The sequence below is a fragment of the Delftia sp. ASV31 genome (assembly GCF_016428765.1).
Classification (GTDB): domain Bacteria; phylum Pseudomonadota; class Gammaproteobacteria; order Burkholderiales; family Burkholderiaceae_C; genus Comamonas; species Comamonas acidovorans.
In genome coordinates this window covers 1-16,816 of record NZ_JAELTK010000008.1, presented here as the reverse complement: position 1 = coordinate 16,816, position 16,816 = coordinate 1, and the positions used below count along the sequence as shown (strand labels likewise).

General features: G+C 65.3%; 18 protein-coding genes and 1 pseudogene. 11 read left to right on the top strand and 8 right to left on the bottom strand.

Annotated features, from left to right (window positions below; translation table 11 throughout):
* Positions 1-204 precede the first annotated feature (204 nt).
* The 5 genes from JHD82_RS04710 (at position 205) to JHD82_RS04690 (ending at position 3,776) form a co-directional block, all read left to right on the top strand.
* Positions 205-1,218, top strand: a complete 1,014-nt coding sequence (locus tag JHD82_RS04710) for a MerR family transcriptional regulator (protein WP_199135559.1) — start codon at positions 205-207, stop codon at positions 1,216-1,218.
* Positions 1,179-1,811 (top strand): lipocalin family protein, encoded by a 633-nt coding sequence (locus JHD82_RS04705; protein ID WP_233174623.1) that lies wholly within the window; start codon positions 1,179-1,181, stop codon positions 1,809-1,811. Before JHD82_RS04710 ends, JHD82_RS04705 begins: the two co-directional genes overlap by 40 nt.
* Positions 1,808-2,866 carry an NAD(P)/FAD-dependent oxidoreductase gene (locus tag JHD82_RS04700; protein WP_199135558.1) on the top strand — a complete coding sequence of 353 codons (1,059 nt, stop codon included), beginning with the start codon at positions 1,808-1,810 and terminating at the stop codon, positions 2,864-2,866. Before JHD82_RS04705 ends, JHD82_RS04700 begins: the two co-directional genes overlap by 4 nt.
* Before the next feature lie 20 nt (positions 2,867-2,886).
* Positions 2,887-3,066 (top strand): DUF2256 domain-containing protein, encoded by a 180-nt coding sequence (locus JHD82_RS04695; protein ID WP_199135557.1) that lies wholly within the window; start codon positions 2,887-2,889, stop codon positions 3,064-3,066.
* A 101-nt stretch (positions 3,067-3,167) separates the two neighbouring features.
* Positions 3,168-3,776, top strand: a complete 609-nt coding sequence (locus JHD82_RS04690; protein ID WP_012206105.1) for a DUF4337 domain-containing protein — start codon at positions 3,168-3,170, stop codon at positions 3,774-3,776.
* 86 nt (positions 3,777-3,862) lie between these two features.
* Here JHD82_RS04690 and JHD82_RS04685 read toward each other — a convergent pair whose 3' ends face one another.
* Positions 3,863-4,354 carry a hypothetical protein gene (locus JHD82_RS04685; protein ID WP_199135556.1) on the bottom strand — a complete coding sequence of 164 codons (492 nt, stop codon included), beginning with the start codon at positions 4,352-4,354 and terminating at the stop codon, positions 3,863-3,865.
* Positions 4,355-4,576: 222 nt separating this feature from the next.
* Between JHD82_RS04685 and JHD82_RS04680 the strand changes: the two genes are divergently transcribed.
* Complete coding sequence (locus tag JHD82_RS04680; RefSeq protein ID WP_199135555.1) at positions 4,577-5,071, top strand: MerR family transcriptional regulator; 495 nt, start codon at positions 4,577-4,579, stop codon at positions 5,069-5,071.
* Positions 5,072-5,096: 25 nt separating this feature from the next.
* Here the strand turns inward: JHD82_RS04680 and JHD82_RS04675 are convergent.
* The 3 genes and pseudogenes from JHD82_RS04675 to JHD82_RS04665 form a co-directional block, all read right to left on the bottom strand.
* A pseudogene (locus tag JHD82_RS04675) lies at positions 5,097-5,792 on the bottom strand (type 1 glutamine amidotransferase domain-containing protein).
* On the bottom strand, positions 5,789-6,715 hold the full coding sequence (locus tag JHD82_RS04670) for an NAD-dependent epimerase/dehydratase family protein (RefSeq protein ID WP_199135554.1): 927 nt from the start codon (positions 6,713-6,715) through the stop codon (positions 5,789-5,791). The pseudogene JHD82_RS04675 and the gene JHD82_RS04670 overlap by 4 nt, the downstream one beginning before the upstream one ends.
* Positions 6,716-7,036: 321 nt before the next feature.
* Positions 7,037-7,921: a LysR family transcriptional regulator gene (locus JHD82_RS04665; protein ID WP_012206110.1), complete on the bottom strand. Its 885-nt coding sequence runs from the start codon at positions 7,919-7,921 to the stop codon at positions 7,037-7,039.
* A 119-nt stretch (positions 7,922-8,040) separates the two neighbouring features.
* On the opposite strand from JHD82_RS04665, the gene argC reads away from it, so the two are divergent.
* Positions 8,041-9,015 (top strand): N-acetyl-gamma-glutamyl-phosphate reductase, encoded by a 975-nt coding sequence (gene argC, locus JHD82_RS04660; protein WP_199135553.1) that lies wholly within the window; start codon positions 8,041-8,043, stop codon positions 9,013-9,015.
* A gap of 126 nt (positions 9,016-9,141) precedes the next feature.
* On the opposite strand, the gene JHD82_RS04655 is transcribed toward argC, so the two are convergent.
* Together JHD82_RS04655 and JHD82_RS04650 are read right to left on the bottom strand one after the other, a co-directional pair.
* A complete protein-coding gene (locus JHD82_RS04655; RefSeq protein WP_199135552.1) occupies positions 9,142-9,723 on the bottom strand; it encodes a GDSL-type esterase/lipase family protein in 582 nt (193 codons plus the stop codon).
* 148 nt (positions 9,724-9,871) lie between these two features.
* Positions 9,872-10,291, bottom strand: a complete 420-nt coding sequence (locus tag JHD82_RS04650; RefSeq protein ID WP_141831558.1) for a thioesterase family protein — start codon at positions 10,289-10,291, stop codon at positions 9,872-9,874.
* A gap of 217 nt (positions 10,292-10,508) precedes the next feature.
* Here JHD82_RS04650 and JHD82_RS04645 point away from each other — a divergent pair, with 217 nt between their 5' ends.
* From JHD82_RS04645 to JHD82_RS04630, 4 genes are all read left to right on the top strand, one after another.
* Complete coding sequence (locus JHD82_RS04645) at positions 10,509-12,209, top strand: electron transfer flavoprotein-ubiquinone oxidoreductase (protein WP_034394846.1); 1,701 nt, start codon at positions 10,509-10,511, stop codon at positions 12,207-12,209.
* A 404-nt stretch (positions 12,210-12,613) separates the two neighbouring features.
* Entirely contained in the window at positions 12,614-13,585 is a 972-nt protein-coding gene (locus tag JHD82_RS04640; protein WP_012206114.1) for an ABC transporter substrate-binding protein, read from the top strand.
* A gap of 123 nt (positions 13,586-13,708) precedes the next feature.
* A complete protein-coding gene (locus JHD82_RS04635) occupies positions 13,709-14,593 on the top strand; it encodes an ABC transporter permease (RefSeq protein WP_016446315.1) in 885 nt (294 codons plus the stop codon).
* A gap of 169 nt (positions 14,594-14,762) precedes the next feature.
* On the top strand, positions 14,763-15,557 hold the full coding sequence (locus JHD82_RS04630; RefSeq protein ID WP_012206116.1) for an ABC transporter ATP-binding protein: 795 nt from the start codon (positions 14,763-14,765) through the stop codon (positions 15,555-15,557).
* 67 nt (positions 15,558-15,624) lie between these two features.
* On the opposite strand, the gene JHD82_RS04625 is transcribed toward JHD82_RS04630, so the two are convergent.
* Positions 15,625-16,011 carry a cupin domain-containing protein gene (locus JHD82_RS04625; RefSeq protein WP_199135551.1) on the bottom strand — a complete coding sequence of 129 codons (387 nt, stop codon included), beginning with the start codon at positions 16,009-16,011 and terminating at the stop codon, positions 15,625-15,627.
* A 76-nt stretch (positions 16,012-16,087) separates the two neighbouring features.
* Positions 16,088-16,816 (bottom strand): AraC family transcriptional regulator (locus tag JHD82_RS04620; protein ID WP_199135550.1); only part of this gene is annotated, 729 nt, incomplete at its 5' end.

The window sequence follows — 16,816 nt, the reverse complement described above, 5'->3', positions numbered from 1 at the left end:
ACTGCACAAGGGCGCGGCGATCATGGTGTGAAGCCTCGCCTGCGCCTGGGGCCGTCATCTCCTGGCCGGGATCTACAAAGCACTCGCGCCAGCGGCTGCCGGGTGGCGACCAGCGGGCCTGCGCTTTGTTTCTCTATGTAATATATTGGACAAAACATATTTTTGTCCTAGACAATTCGCAAAATCCCTCAAAACATCCCGGCCATGACCGGACGTTTTGTCCCCTTCAGATCAATGACGCCACTTTCTGACCCCCTGCCTTCGGCGCCTGGCCCCGGGCTGCCCATCTCGGCCGTCGAACGCGAGACCGGACTTGCCAAGGACACCCTGCGTGTCTGGGAAAGACGCTACGGCTTTCCAAAGCCTGAACGGGATTCGGCAGGCGATCGCCGCTACCCGGCAGACCAGGTTCGACAACTGACCCTGATCCGGCGGCTCATGGATACGGGGCTGCGTCCCAGCAAGCTGATGGGGGTGGATCTGGATGGCCTGCAGGCGCTGCTGGCCCGCGCCGACACATCGCCGGGCAAGGATTTGTCCAGGACAAATTCAGAGAATGCAGCAGACTCTGACCGCTTCGCTCCCATGCTCAACGCCATTGCTGCCCATGATCCCGCCCAACTCAGGCATTGCCTGAGCCTGGCCCAGTCGCGCATGGGCCTGGCCGGTTTCGTGACCACGCTCGTGGCCCCGCTGACCACGGCGGTCGGCGAATTCTGGGCACAGGGGCGTTTTGAAGTGTTCGAAGAGCACCTGTACACCGAGGTGCTCACCGGCGTCCTGAGGCAGGCGATCGTCTCGCTCGCCCCTCCTTCCCCGCCGTCCGCGCCCAAGGTGTTGCTGACCACGCTGCCGCAGGAGATGCATGGACTGGGACTGCTCATGGTCGAAGCCCTGCTGGCCCTGGAAGGCTGCAACTGCGTATCGCTGGGCACCCAGACGCCCATCGGCGACGTGGCACAGGCCGCGCGGGCGCATCGCGCCGACATCGTGGGGCTGAGCTTCAGCAGCGCCCACAACGGAGCGATGGCGCAGGCTTGCCTGGGCGAGCTGCGCAGCCACCTGCCGCCGTCCATCGAGTTGTGGGCCGGTGGAGCATGCCCGGCGCTTTATTCCAGCCCGGTCGCGGGCATCACGCCGGTGCGCCATCTCACGGATCTGCAACAGCTGGTCGCCCGATGGCGGCAGACGACAAGAACACCAAGGACATCCGCATGAACTTTCCCGCCCCCCGCCCCGTCTTCACCGCCAGGCGGCGCACCCTGCTGGCAACGGCCCTTGGCGCAGGCCTGCTGGCCAGCGGTTGCGCCAGCATGCGCCCGCCCGGCTCGGTCACGCCCGTCTCACCGTTCGATCTGCAGCGCTACCAGGGCCTGTGGTACGAACTGGCACGGCTGGACCATGGTTTCGAGCGGGGCATGACCGATGTGACCGCCGAGTACACGCCGCAGGCAGACGGCAGCGTGAAGGTGGTGAACCGGGGGTTTTCCGTGCCCCGGGGCCAGTGGCAGCGCGCCGTCGGCAAGGCCCTGTTCACGGGCAAGCCGGACACGGCTTCGCTCAAGGTCTCCTTCTTCGGCCCGTTCTACGGCGGCTACCATGTGGCCGCCCTGGACCCTGACTACCGCTGGGCGCTGGTCCTTGGGCCGGACACGCAGTACTGCTGGATACTGGCCAGGGAGCCCAAACTGCCCCCGCAGACGCTGCAATCCATCGTCGCCAAGGCCGCGGAATTGGGCGTAGATACCGGCGCGCTGATCTGGGTCAGCCATGAGCGCCACCAGGAAGCGCACAGTCAGGAGGCCTTGTGAACGGCGCGCCCCCCGTCGCGGTGATCGGCGCGGGAATGGCAGGTCTGGCATGTGCACAGCTGCTGGCCGAGGCTGGCTGCCGCGTGGATATCTTCGAGAAAAGCCGAGGCCCATCCGGGCGCATGAGCACGCGGCGCGCGCAGGATCCGCAGGGTGCGTGGCAGTGCGATCACGGTGCTCCATCGTTTGCGGCCCAGGACCCGGAGTTTGTGCAGGAGGTGCGCCAGTGGGAGCAGCACGGCGTTGTCGCCACCTGGCGTCCGCGCGCAGTGCGGCTGCAGGGCGCGGACGTGGTGCCCGCAGAGGCAGGCCCCGACCGCTGGGTTGGCGTGCCGCGCATGACCTCTCCCGCAGCGTTTCTTGTCCAGCGGCTTGCACAACAGGGGCATGGCGCACGGCTGCACCTGCAAACCACGGTTCAGCAGTTGCAGTACGAATCTGCCTGCTGGACTGTGCACTGCGCCGAACACGGGCAGATCGGATCGGAATACTGCGCCCTGATGCTGGCAGTGCCTGCACCGCAGGCGGCAGCCTTGCTGGGGCCGGTCTCGCCCTATGCGGCGGCACTGGCTGCCAGCGCGCGCATGCAGCCTTGCTGGGTGGCCATGCTGCGCACCGACGCCCCCCTGCCGCTGGACTGGGATGCGGCAGAAATCACGGATGGCCCGCTGTGCTGGGTGGCACGCGACAGCGCCAAGCCAGGGCGGCAAGGGCCGCAAGTGCCGCAAGGACCTCAGACCTGGGTGCTGCATGCCAGTGCACGGTGGAGTCAGGATCACATCGAGTCGGACGCCGAATCCGTGGCCCGGCAACTGCTGCAGGCATTCGAGGCCCTGGCCGGGCCACTTTCCGGCTCTCTGCCAGGCGGCCTGCGCGTCACTGCCCACCGCTGGCGCTATGCGCTGCCGGCGCCGCACCTGGTCAACCGCTGCTGGTGGGACGCGCCTGCGGGCCTGGGCCTGTGCGGCGACTGGATGTGCGGCGCAGGCGTCGAAGGCGCCTGGCTCAGCGGACGGGCGCTGGCCCGGCGCGCTCTGGCCACGCTGACGCGCTGAACTGCAGGAACGCCCGCGCCATGCACAAGAAGCCCCACCTGCCCACCAAGCTGTGTGCGTGCTGCGGTCTTGCGTTCACATGGCGCAAAAAATGGGCACGTGATTGGGACGAGGTCAAATACTGCTCGCAGCGCTGCCGCAACGCGCGACTGCCGCCTGATCCCACTCCCCCATCTGCAGGCCGTCAGCCAAGGCGCTGACCTCCAAACGGGCCATGCGCCCCGCACACCCTGGGAGCCCTGGATTGCCGCCAGACCGGCCCCATAATGCGCCACCCCATTGCATCAAGGAATTGGCACCTATGTCTTCCGGCGGCTTTCACGTCCACGGCCCACACGATCACGAACTCGAACATGCTGCCCAGGGCGAGCATGGCCAAACCGCCCACCACGGCATCGGCGGCGGCAGTCTGACCAACCAGATCGCCATGTGCACGGCAGTCATCGCCACGGTGGGAGCCATCTTCGCGTACATGGGCGGCGCCACCCAGGCCAATGCCGGGCTGTACAAGAACGACGCAGCCATCAAGAAGACCGAAGCGGCCAACCAGTGGGCCTTCTTCCAGGCCAAGAGCACCAAGCAATCGCTGTCCGAGTTCGCACGTGATCTGGCGACCACGGAGGACAGGCGGGCGGCCTACCAGGCCAAGGTGGAGCGCTACGAAAAGGAAAAGGACGACATCAAGCGCGATGCCGACCGCCTGGAAGCCGAGGCCCGGCAATGGGACGAGAAGTCAGAGATGCAGATGCACCTGCATCACCGCTGGGCGCAGGCCACCACCGCGCTGCAGGTCGCCATTGCCCTTGCAGCCATCGCGCTGCTGACCAAGAAGAAATGGCTGGAATACGCCATGCTCGGCGTGGCAGCGCTAGGCCTTGGCGTGGGCGGGCTGGCCATGCTGCACATCTAGAGCGTGTGGCAAAGCCGCAAAGCCGCATATCCGCCTTGGAAGGCACCTGTGAAGCACTCCCCTGATTCCCCGGCCTTGCCCGCGGCTCAGTCCTCGCTGGGACGGGGGTAGCCTGCCTGTGCCCAGGCTTGCGCAGACGTCCGGGTGAGCTGATGGTCCGGCCTGACTCCCACCTTGGCCAGCTCGCTGCCGTCGGCGGCAGTGGCGGTGAGCGTGGCGCTGGGATTGTCTTCATCGGGCTCGATATCCAGAGAGACGGTCACGCGTGACCCGCTCACCATGATCTGCACATCCTTGTGCAACTGTGCTGCCAGATGCTGCTCATGCCGGCGCATCACCTCGTGCGCCGTCTTCACGAGCGTGTTGAAGGCGGAAACGTCCAGCGGCTTGGGATTTTTCTTGTCGCGACCCATGGTCCACGGGCCGACCAGACTTGGCTCCACCTGGCCGTCCTGGGTCATGGCAACGGCCCAGCCATCGTCGTCTTCATTCTTGATGACGCGGGCCTCCCAGCCGTTGTGATGCCAAAGGCGGTCTTCGAAGATCGAGACGACTTCTTGTTCGAGTTCTGCGGACATGTCCAGACCCTTGTGGAAACTATCGAGCCCGAAATTCTACTGTCCATCCATACAGTTCGCGCACAGGGGGTCTATTGCGCAGGCAGCGGCTGACCGAGCTGCGTCAGGTTGCATCGCCCGCACGTTGCGCCCGCCGCAAATTGCCGCTGGAGCGAAGGGCTTGCGAGTACGATAAGCTTCAAGTCTTGTTGAAGGTCAAGGACCCCTTGCCGAAGGTTGCGCATGAACATTGGTGAACTGAGCAAACGCACAGGCCTGTCCACATCACGCATTCGTTTTTATGAGCAAAGCGGCCTGCTGCAAGCGGCTGAGCGTGGCTTGAATGGCTACCGCAGCTATCCGCCTGAGATGGTGCAGATGCTGGAGCTGATTGCGATGGCGCAAGGCGTGGGCTTCAGCCTGGATGAAATTCGTGCACTCTTGCCGCCCGGCCTGCAAGGCTGGGACCATGAGGCCGTCGTGGGCGCGCTGCGCCAAAAAATTGCCGATATCAAGGCCATGGAGAAAAAGCTGCAAACCAGCAAAAAGCAGTTGCAGGCTTTGTTGTCCGATATTGAAGCGCGGCCAGACAACATGGATTGCCACGACAACGCACGCCGTGTGCTCTCACATGTACTGGCCCAGCAATCCGAATCCCTGGCCTCTGAAGCAGCGGCTGAAGAAAAAATGGGCAAGCTCATGCGCACCGGACACAAGAAGCGGGCAAGCGTGGCATAGGCCTGCGCCAGTTTGGAACGCGGCCCTAGCGCCTTGCCAAAGCCTGCACCACCTGCTTTGCAGTCGCTTTGGCCGACCCCGGGTTTTGCCCGGTGATGAGGCGGCCATCGGCCACCACATACGACATAAAAGGCAGCAAGGCTTTTTGATAGCGCGCACCGCGCATCTTCATTTCCTGCTCCGCGTTGTAGGGCATGGACCGGGCCACTCCGGCCAGGATTTCTTCCGTCCATGAAAAACCCGTGACCCGTTTGCCCGCGACCAGCAAAGAGCCGTCGCTGAGCTGCGTATTGAGCAGGCCGCAGTAGCCGTGGCAAACCGATGCAACGATGCCACTTCGCTCCCAGATGCTGCGTGTGATGCGCTGCAGCCCCGCACTATCGGGAAAATCCCACATCACCGCATGCCCTCCCGTGAAGTAGATGGCATCGAAATCGCTCGCATCGATATCGGCAGGTGCCGCAGTGTTCGCCAGCAGGGCCATGCGCGCGGGATCATCGAGCCAGGCCTTGGCCTAAGCATCGAAGAACGGCCATTGGAGTGCGCGCGGCTCCAGCGGTACGGCGCCACCCAGCGGGCTCACCAGTTGCTGCGAGTACCCTTGCGCAGCAAACACATCCCATGCATGGGTCAGCTCCGACAGCCACAGCCCTGTGGCGTGCGCAGGGTCGTCGTAATGGGCGACATTGGTGACGACATGCAAGACACGTGGCGTACTCATGAAGACTCCTGCGCGATTTGCTTGAGGCCCTGTGCGTAGCTGGTGACAGCAAAGTCGGGAAAGCGGCGCTTGAACTTGGACGAATCAAACACATTGTCGTGTGCGTAGCGTGGCAGCAGTTCACGCAGTTCGCGCACAGGCTTGGAGACCCAGCCAGCAACCACCATGGCCAGGTGGCTCAGTACCTTGTAGCGCGGCTCAACCCCAAAGGTTGCAGCCGCCAGGTTCACAAAGGCCTGATAGGTCAGCCGCTCGTCCCAGCAAGGCAGATGCCAGGTCTGGCCATACGCATCTTGCGCATTGCCAATGGCTGCCATGGCGCGGCTTGCATCGGGCGTCCAGATGAGGGTGCGCAGCTTGTCGTCACGGACCGGCACTTTGGCCTTCTGGCCCGCCTTGAGCGGGCCGATCACCAGGGTGTTGGTGATGCTTTGGGTTTTGCCGGGGCCGTAGAACTCTGGCGCGCGGGCAATGGCGACGGGGATATCGCCGCGCTGCATCTCGGCCAGCACCATCTCGGCCATCAAGGCGCGCACGCGCCCCTTGCGGCCCACCGGAGCAAAGGCGGTTTCCTCGGTCTGCCGCTGCGCGGTTTGCGGGTACATGTAGGTGTTGTCGAAATAGACAAATCTGGCCCCCGCTGCCCGCGTGGCATCGAGCGCGTTGCGCAGCATGGCAGGAAACTGCCTTTCCCATAACTCGGTGTCTGGTGGCAGGCCAGCGGTGAAGTACACGACCTCGCTGCCACGCACGGCCGCCAGGGTTTGCGCGGAATTCATCAGGTCGGCGGACACCAGCTCGTCCGTATCGTTCACCTTGCGCGGCTTGCGGCTGACCAGGCGCAGGTTCTGCGTGTAGTTGCGGTGGAGCTCGCGCGCCAGCTCCACCGCGATCTGGCCATTGGCGCCCAAAATGGTTTGCATATCGATCCTTGCAGCATCTTGTGTGATGAGAGGATATGGAGCTTAAGCTTCAACTTGAGTTGAAGGTCAAGCGGCAAACTACAGATCCCTGATACCAGGTCGAAGACAAACCCGCCGGCTCGCTCAGCGGGTGGACTCTTTGGTCGCTCCGGCACAAATGTTGACGCGACAGGCGTTTTCATTCCAGCGTAGTGTCAAACCGGTGATGGTGCCATCGCATCAACAAGGCACCGAACCGGACCGGGATGAAGCTGATGTTTATTCCGGTCCGCTCACCGGCTCTATTGATTCCTGCTGTCAAGCAGGCGTCAATCAGCAAAGTCAACGCCCCCGCATCCCCATCAAAACCTCAATCGTCACCGTCGTCGCGTCGTCATCCGGCCTTTTGCGGTGCGCGATGCCCAACGCCCTTGACAGTGCTGGCCGCAGGGGCCGCGTGGTGATGCGGGGGTCAGGCTGCGGTGCGCCGGCCTCGTGGGGCAGCAGCGCGGCGCCGTAGCCCGCCGCCACCAGGCTCTTCATTGCGTCGTTGTAGTTCAACTCGATGCGTGCCTGCGGCCGGGCGCCGCCTGCGGCAAACCATTCGGCGGTCTGGCGCGACAGCCGGGTTCCACGGTCGTTGGCGATCAGGGGGCGGGCCGCAAGCCAGGCGGGCGTGATGTGCCGCGGCGGCTTCCAGGCGGCCGGGATGAAGGCCAGCACCGGGTCCTGGCGCCAGGCCTGCACCTGCAGCCCGCGCAGCACGGGCTGCGGCAAGGCAACGATGCCGATGTCCAGGCTGCCGGCGGCCAGGCGCGCCAGGGCTTCCTCGCTGGTCATCACCGCCACTTGCACGTCGATCTCGGGATGCCGGGTGGCCAGGGTTTCCAGTGCCTGGGGCAAGAGGTGCGCGAGTGCGCCAGTGGAGGCGCCCAGGCGCACGCGGCCCCCGCGCGTGGCGATCTGGCGCTGCACGGTCTGCAGGAGATCGTCGGCCTCGGCCAGGAGCTGGCGCGCCTTGTCTATCAGCAGGCTGCCCGCCGATGTGGCGGTGACGCCGGCCGGTGCGCGGTGCAATAGACGAGTTCCCAGACGCTCTTCGAGCTGCGCCACATGCAGCGTCACCGTGGGCGGCGCCAGGTGCAGCACCTTGGCGGCGGCAGCGAATGAGCCCAGGTCGGCCACCGTCAGCAGGGTGCGCAGACGGTCCAGATTGATTTCGCGCATGGTGCGGTATCCCAGGTTGCCAGCAATTCAGGAATCATGAATCCGTAGTTTGTCAGATTCAACTGGCCTGCATGCGACAGGCGCTGCAACATGCGCTCCACACCCAATCGGAGCAACCCATGACCTCTCTTGTTTTCATCGATGGCGACCAAGGCACCACCGGCCTGCAGGTGCGCGAATGGCTGGCGGATCGGACCGACCTGCGCCTGCTGCAGCTGCCGGCCGACCAGCGCAAAAGCACAGCGCACCGTGCCGAGGCGCTCAACGACTGCGACATCGCCTTGCTGTGTCTGCCGGACGAGGCTGCGCGCGAGGCCGTGGCGCTGGTGCGCCGGCCCGGCGTGCGCGTGATCGATGCGAGTTCTGCGCATCGCACCGCGCCGGGCTGGGTCTATGGCCTGCCGGAACTGGAGGCAGGCCAGGCCGAACGCATCGCCCATGCCCGGCGCGTCAGCAATCCCGGCTGCTATCCGACAGGTGCGCTGGCACTGCTCAGGCCCTTGATCGACGCGGGCCTGCTGCCCCCCGACTACCCGCTGGCCATTCACGCGGTATCGGGCTATTCGGGACGGGGCCGCGCAGGACTGCTGGACCATGAGGGCGCTGCCGCCGCGACTGCCGTGCCCCTGCAGGTCTATGGCCTGGGACTGCACCACAAGCACGTGCCCGAGATCCAGCAGCATGCCGGTCTGGCCCATGCGCCGGTGTTCGTGCCGGCCTATGGCCACTACCGGCAAGGCATCGTGCTGACCATCGCCCTGCATCTGCGGCTGCTGCCCGCTGGTGTGACCGCCCGCAGCCTGCACGCTGCGCTGCAGGCGCGGTATCAGGGCCAGCCCTGCATCGAGTTGCAACCCCTGGAGGAGGACGCCGATGCGCAGCGGCTCGATCCGCGCGCACTCAATGGCAGCAACCGGATGCGGCTCGCGGTGTTCGGACAGCCGCAGGAGCAGCAGGTACTGCTGACCGCCGTGTTCGACAACCTGGGCAAGGGCGCCGCCGGCGCGGCGGTGCAGAACCTTGATCTGATGCTCGGGCTGCAGCCACTGCTCCACGGCTCAACGAATCCGTCGCGCATTCCCCTCCCCCTCTGAGCAAAGGGGCATGCGCACCCTGCCGAGCGCGGCGAGCAGGCCGCAGCCTTGCTGCCAGCCAGACCGAAGCGGGTACCGCGCCAGTCGGCCTGAAACCGTGCGGCTCGGCGGCCCGGGCCTGCGGTTTCAGCGGGGCAGCCTGTCGATGGTCTGGATCAGCAACTGGGCCAACCTGTCGCTGGCCGCCTGCGTGCGGTGCACGCCATCCGGGTTCAGGTCTTCGTCACCGCGAAAATCGGCATCCCAGCCGGCGTGCGGTATGCCCTGTTGCGTGGCGATGTCGTGCATCACCGCGTTCAGGGCGTCCAGGTTGTCCGTCCATTCCACGGGAAAGCGCCCCAGCGGCATGCCGGGCAGGCCCGTGAACACGGGAATGGAGCCACATTCCCGGCTGATGCGCACGGCCTCCAGCAGGTCGGCCCGGTACTCGTCTGGCGGGACCAGGCCGAAGCCGTCATTGGCGCCCAGGGCGATGACCGTGACGCGGCTGTTGTGCGGCACGTCGGCAAACGTCAGCATGAGTTTTTGCAGCCGCAGGCCGTTGATGCACCTGTCATCCAGCGTCCACCAGGGGCGTGCCGCCTGGATGCGCTGCACCGGCGTGATGTCCACGCCGTAGCCGTTGAGAATGCTGTCGCCGTTGAGCTCGATGCTCAACGGGCAGCGATAGCCAAACAGCCGGCACAGCAGCTTTTGCAACCAATCCATATCGAACCTCCTGGGGAATGCGGGCATGGACGACACGGCATGTGTCGTTCATCCGATGATCCGCGAGACTCCCTCGCCCGCAGGCACTCCGGGCGCCATGGCTTGGCGTGCAGTGCCCAGGCACATCATCTGAAGGAAGCCAGGGCCGCTATCCCACCATCTCCCGCACCCAGCCCGGCAACTCGATGGCCTTCTGCCTGGGAAAGTCCACCCAGATCACGGTGCCGCCGCCGGCGGCGCAGATGACGCCGGGTTCGGAGATGCGTTCCATGGTTCCCCAGGTCTCGAAGGTGGTGCGGCCGGGGTCGCTGACGTACATCTTGAGCAGCACTTCGTCGGGATAGGCCAGCTGCTGGTGGAAGTTGCAGAACGCATTGACGATGACCGGCCCCTGCCCGCCCGGCGTAGGCGCCATGCCCGCTTCGACCATCCAGTCGATGCGGGCAGTCTCCAGATAGCGGAAATACATGGCGTTGTTGACATGGCCCATGGCGTCCATGTCGCCCCAGCGCACTTTGAATCGCATCTCGTGAACCCATTTTTTATATTCTGGAATCTCTATGCGCATGCCTGCAGTCTCCTTGTTGTAGCGCCACCGCAAGGCACCATGCCCCGCAGCCCCCGGTCACTGTGCAGCAGGGCGGATTCCCGCGCTGTCACCTATCAGCAACGACGGGGTCCACGCACGTCATAGAATCCACCGCATTGCGGCATTTGCGCTGCAGCCGAACGAACGTTCGGTCTGCCGACCATCCTGTTTTTCAATATCCAAGCGAGACACCCCGATGACGAACGAAGAAATCCTGGCCCAGTACGGGCCGCGCGAAGCCATGGAATACGACGTGGTGGTGGTTGGCGGCGGCCCCGGCGGCTTGGCCACGGCCATCCGCCTCAAGCAGCTGGCGGCCGAAAAAGGCCAGGATGTCTCCGTCGTCGTGCTGGAAAAGGGCTCCGAGCCCGGTGCCCACATCCTGTCGGGCGCGATCATGGACCCGCGTGCGCTGACCGAGCTGATCCCTGACTGGAAGGAAAAGGGCGCGCCCCTGACCCAGCCCGTCACCGACGACGCCATGGTCTTCCTGGGTGAGAAATCCGCCCTGCGCACGCCCAACTTCCTGCTGCCGGCCTGCTTCCAGAACCATGGCAACTACATCGTTCGCCTGGGCTACGTGGTCAAGTGGCTGGGCGAGCAGGCCGAGGCACTGGGCGTTGAAATCTTCCCGGGCTTTGCTGCCGCCGAGGTGCTCTACAACGAGGACGGCTCGGTCAAGGGCGTGGCCACCGGCAACATGGGCATCGGCAAGGACGGCGAGCCCACGGGCGAGTTCCAGCTGGGCATGGAGCTGCACGCCAAGTACACGATCTTTGCCGAAGGCTCACGCGGCCACCTGGGCAAGCAGATCATTGCCAAGTACCAGCTGGACGCCGGCAAGGACCCGCAAAGCTACGGCCTGGGCATCAAGGAGCTGTGGGAAATCGACCCGGCACGCCACAAGCCCGGCTTCGTGATGCACACGGCCGGCTGGCCCATGGACAGCAAGACCTACGGCGGCGCCTTCCTCTACCACCTGGACGACAACAAGGTCACGCTGGGCTTCATCACGGGCCTGGACTATGCCAACCCCTACCTGAGCCCCTTCGAGGAATTCCAGCGCTGGAAGACCCATCCCAACATCCGCTACTACCTGGAAGGCGACGAGTCCAAGGGCATCAAGCCGGCCAAGCGCCTGGGCTACGGCGCGCGCGCCATCACGGCCGGCGGCCTGCTGTCCCTGCCCAAGTTCGTGTTCCCGGGCGGCGCGCTCGTGGGCTGCGACGCAGGTTTCCTGAACGTCAGCCGCATCAAGGGCAGCCATGCCGCCATCAAGACCGGCATGCTGGCCGCCGAGGCCGCGTATGACGCCATCGTCGCGGGCCGCCAGGGCGACGAACTGGGCGCCTATGTAGAGGCCTTCGAGAACAGCTGGCTGTACGAAGAGCTGAACAAGTCGCGCAACTTCAAGGCCTGGTTCAAGAAGGGCCTGACCACGGCCACGCTGATGAACGGCATCGAGCAGTTCGTGCTCAAGGGCAACATCCCCTGGACGCTGCACCGCGACAAGCCCGACCACGCCTACCTGAAGCCTGCTGCCGAGTGCAAGCCCATCGACTACCCCAAGCCCGATGGCAAGCTGACCTTCGACCGACTGTCCAGCGTCTTCATCAGCAACACCAACCACGCCGAAGACCAGCCCGCCCACCTGACGCTCAAGGACGCCTCGGTGCCCGTGGCCATCAACCTGGCCAAGTACGCAGGCCCCGAGCAGCGCTACTGCCCGGCCGGCGTCTATGAGTTCGTGGACGACACGGCCCAGGGCGGCAAGCGCCTGCAGATCAACGCCCAGAACTGCGTGCACTGCAAGACCTGCGACATCAAGGACCCCACGCAGAACATCGTCTGGGTCACGCCCGAAGGCGGCGGCGGGCCGAACTACGCGGGCATGTGATCCGCACGCCACACCGGCCCTCCTCTGAAGCCTGCCCAAGCCTGCTTGTGCAGGCTTTTTCTTTGAGCGCCGTCAAAGCCATGCAGGCCCAGAAAGCATAGAAGGCCATCCGAAAGGCGCTTGCACGCAATAAAAATGCACGACAAAGCCAAAAACAAGCCCCTGAAGACGCAAACCTGCACCGCCAAACCTATCCAACACGCATGAAAAAGTTGCACCTAGGGCATTCCCCGCAGATTTCATGCCAATTTTTAGATACAAACCTATAGGTGAAAACCGGGTCGTCCAAACGCCAAGGCGTACAGGGCGGCTGCAGTAGACTTTGCCGCGAAGCGCCGCGACCGTCCTGTGCGGCCTTCTGCTGAGCAAACAGGAACAAACACAAGCACGTTGGAGATACACGTATGAAGCACTTGTCTTGGGCGCCCCTGGGCGCGCTGGCCCTGGCAATTTCCGCCATCGCGGGCGGCGCCCACGCCGCTGACGAGAAGTCGGTCGCAGTGACCGCCATCGTCGAGCACCCTGCACTCGACGCCGTGCGCGACGGCGTGCAGGCCGCGCTCAAGGAAGCTGGCTACGAAGCCGGCAAGAATCTCAAGTGGCAGTACCAGAGTGCCCAGGGCAACACCGGCACGGCCGCGCAGATCGCACGCAAGTTCGTGGGCGACAAGCCTGACGCCATCGTGGCCATCGCCACGCCCTCGGCCCAGGCCGTGGTCGCATCGACCAAGACCGTGCCCGTGGTGTTCTCCGCCGTGACCGACCCTGTGGCCGCCAAGCTGGTGCCCAGCTGGGAGCCGTCCAAGAACAACGTGACCGGCGTGTCCGACCTGCTGGCCCTGGACAAGCAGATGGATCTGGTCAAGCAGGTCGTGCCCAACGCCAAGCGCGTGGGCATGGTCTACAACCCCGGCGAGGCCAACTCCGCCGTGGTGGTCAAGGAACTCAAGGCCCTGCTGCCCAAGCTGGGCATGACCCTGGTGGAAGCCGCCGCACCCCGTTCCGTGGACGTCAGCAGCGCCGCGCGCAGCCTGGTCGGCAAGGTCGACGTGATCTATACCAACACCGACAACAACGTGGTCTCGGCCTACGAGTCGCTGGTCAAGGTCGGCCAGGACGCCAAGATCCCGCTGGTGGCCTCGGACACCGACTCCGTCAAGCGCGGCGCCGTGGCTGCCCTGGGCATCAACTACCGCGATCTGGGCGAGCAGACCGGCCGCATGGTGGTGCGCATCCTCAAGGGCGAAAAGCCCGGCGACATGAAGACCGAAGTCAGCACCAAGATGGAGCTGTTCGTGAATCCCGGCGCCGCCGAGAAGCAGGGTGTCAAGCTGTCCGACGCGCTGGTCAAGTCGGCCGCCCAGGTGATCAAGTAATACCCGGGGTTTGCCTGCCCGGGACCAACCCGGGCAGTGCGCCCACGGTGGCAGGCGCCATGGCAACATGGCCCTGCCCTTTTTTTAAGTCGTTTTCTGTCCCACGCGCCTGTCGCTCCTCCTATGTCTCTTTTCTCATTGCTCGGTGCCGTCGAGATCGGCCTGATCTTCAGCCTGGTGGCGCTGGGCGTCTTCATCTCGTTCAGATTGCTGCGCTTTCCCGACCTCACGGTGGACGGCAGCTTTCCGCTGGGCGGCGCCGTCTGCGCCATCCTGATTTCCACGGGCACCAATCCCTGGCTGGCCACGCTGGCCGGCACGGCCGCAGGCGCCGTCGCGGGCCTGATCACGGGCTGGCTCAATGTGCGCCTGAAGATCATGGATCTGCTGGCCTCCATCCTGATGATGATCGGCCTGTATTCGGTCAACCTGCGCATCATGGGCGGCCCCAACGTGCCGCTGATCAACGAGACCACGCTGTTCACCCTGCTGCAGCCCGACAGCGTGGCTGACTATGTGATGCGCCCGCTGATCCTGTTCGTCATCGTCGTGCTCGCCAAGCTGGGCCTGGACTGGTTCTTCGCCACCGAGCGGGGCCTGGCCATCCGCGCCACGGGCTCCAACGCCCGCATGGCACGCTCGCAGGGCGTGAACACCGGCGCCATGATCCTGCTGGGCATGGCGATCTCCAACGGCCTGGTCGGCCTGGCCGGCGCGCTGTTCGTGCAGACCCAGGGCGGCTCGGACATTTCCATGGGCATCGGCACCATCGTCATCGGCCTGGCTGCCGTGATCGTGGGCGAGTCCATCCTGCCCTCGCGCCGCATCGTCTGGGCCACGCTGGCCGTGGTGGTGGGTGCCATCGTCTACCGCTTCTTCATCGCAGCGGCCCTCAACAGCGATTTCATCGGCCTCAAGGCCCAGGATCTGAACCTCGTCACCGCCCTGCTGGTGACCGTCGCCCTGGTGATCCCCCAACTGAAGCGCAAGTTTGCACAAAGGAAATGACACCCCCTGAGCGGCTATGCCGCTTCCCCCTCTCTACTCGCTGCGCGAGGGAGGGGAACGACGCCATCGCTGCGGGGCGGCCCTTGCTAGGCGTCCCTGAGTTTGGACAGCGTCAGTTCAAGCACCACGCCTTGAGCGACTGAACGAAGAAATACCGGAGATTGCACTCATGCTGAGCGCACAACAACTCGAAATCACCTTCAACCCCGGCACGCCCATCGAAACGCGGGCGCTGCGCGGCATGTCGCTGGACATTCCCGACGGCCAGTTCGTCACCGTCATCGGCTCCAACGGCGCCGGCAAGTCCACCTTCCTGAACGCCGTCTCGGGCGACCTGTCCGTGGACAAGGGCCGCATCGAGATCGCCGGCCAGGACATGACGCGCCTGCCCGTGTGGGCACGTTCCGAACGCGTGGCCCGTGTCTTCCAGGACCCCATGGCGGGCACCTGCGAGGACCTGACCATCGAGGAAAACATGGCCCTGGCCCAGCGCCGCGGCACCTTCCGCCGCCTGAGCCGCGCCGTCAAGGCCGAGATGCGCGACAACTTCCGCGAGCGCCTGTCCATCCTGGGCCTGGGCCTGGAAAACCGCCTGACCGACCGCATCGGCCTGCTCTCTGGCGGCCAGCGCCAGGCCGTGAGCCTGCTGATGGCGGCGCTGCAGCCTTCGCGCATCCTGCTGCTGGACGAGCACACCGCCGCGCTCGACCCGCGCACGGCCGACTTCGTGCTGCAGCTGACGGCGCGCATCGTCTCCGAGGCCAAGCTCACCACCATGATGGTCACCCACAGCATGCGCCAGGCGCTGGACGTGGGCGAGCGCACGGTGATGCTGCACCAGGGCCAGGTCGTGCTGGACGTCAGCGGCGAGGAGCGTGCCCGCATGGACGTGCCAGACCTGCTGCACATGTTCGAGAAGGTACGCGGCGAAAAGCTGGCCGACGACGCACTGCTGCTCGGCTGAGCGCCCCGCACTTCCGGGAACAAGGGGCGCTGCGGCGCCCCTTGTTCATGGGATGGCTAAGGGCTGGCTATACCCACATATCGTTGGGCGCCGTCCTCTCGCCGCCTTCCTCCCCGGTGTTCAGCACGCCGCGCGGCTCGATCAGCATGAGGCGGGCTTCCCGCTCGGCGCTGGGCCTGTGCTCCGTGCCTTTGGGGACCACGTAGAGCTCGCCCTGGCGCAGCAGCACATGGCCATCACGGAAGTCGATGCGCAGCTCGCCGTCCAGCACCAGGAAGGCTTCATCCGTGTCGGCATGCGAGTGCCAGATGAACTCGCCCTGCACGCGCACGATCTTGAACTGGTAGTCGTTCATCTCGGCGACGACGCGGGGGCTCCACTGGCCGGTGAAGTGGCTGAATTTCTCGGGGAAGTTGATGGCCTCGCAGGGGCGGTTTCCAACGGGGAACGTCATGGGCAGACCTTATGAAAGCGTGTGAAGCCTCCATGCTAGGAAGCGCCATCCCTGCGGTCTTGCACGATCGTGCAGCTCAGGCCGCGCCCAGGCGCCTGAGCCAGCGTGCGGGCGGCACGCCATAGGCCATGGCGAACTGGCGCGCCATGTGGCTCTGGTCGAAGAAGCCGGCCTGCAGTGCAGCATCGGCCACGGGCTGCCCGGCCAGCAGCAGGCGCCGCACGGTGTCCAGCCGGCGCATGGTCAGGTAGCGGTAGGGGCTGGTGCCGTAGAGCGCGCGGAAGTCACGGCACAGCCGCCAGCGGTCCAGGCCACTGGCCCGAGCCAAGTCCTCCAGGGTCACGCCCTGCTCCAGCGCGTCGTGGATGCAGGCGCGGGCGCGCTCCACGGCCCCCAGGTCCGGCAGGCGCCGGACGTTGCGCCGGCCCGCCACGGCGTCCAGCGCCCATGCCAGGTCGTAGATGGCGTCGTCGCGCGCCAGCGGCTCCAGGTCTTCATCCAGGCCCTGCAGCAGCGGCAGCAGCGCGGCCTTGAGCCGCGGATCGGCAGACAGCCCGCCCTCCACAAAGGGCAAGGGCCTGCCGCCCAGCACCTGCTGGATCAGGGCCGGCTCCACATAGACCATGCGGTAGCGAAAACCTGCGTCGGTGCCCGCGTGGCCGTCATGCAATTCATCGGGATGCAGCACCATGGCACCGCCCGGCAGGCTGCGCCGCTGGCTGCGGCGGTAGGCAAAGCTTTGCACGCCGGACAGCGTCAGGCCCAGTGCATAGGTGTCGTGCCTGTGGGGCGCATAGCCGTGCCC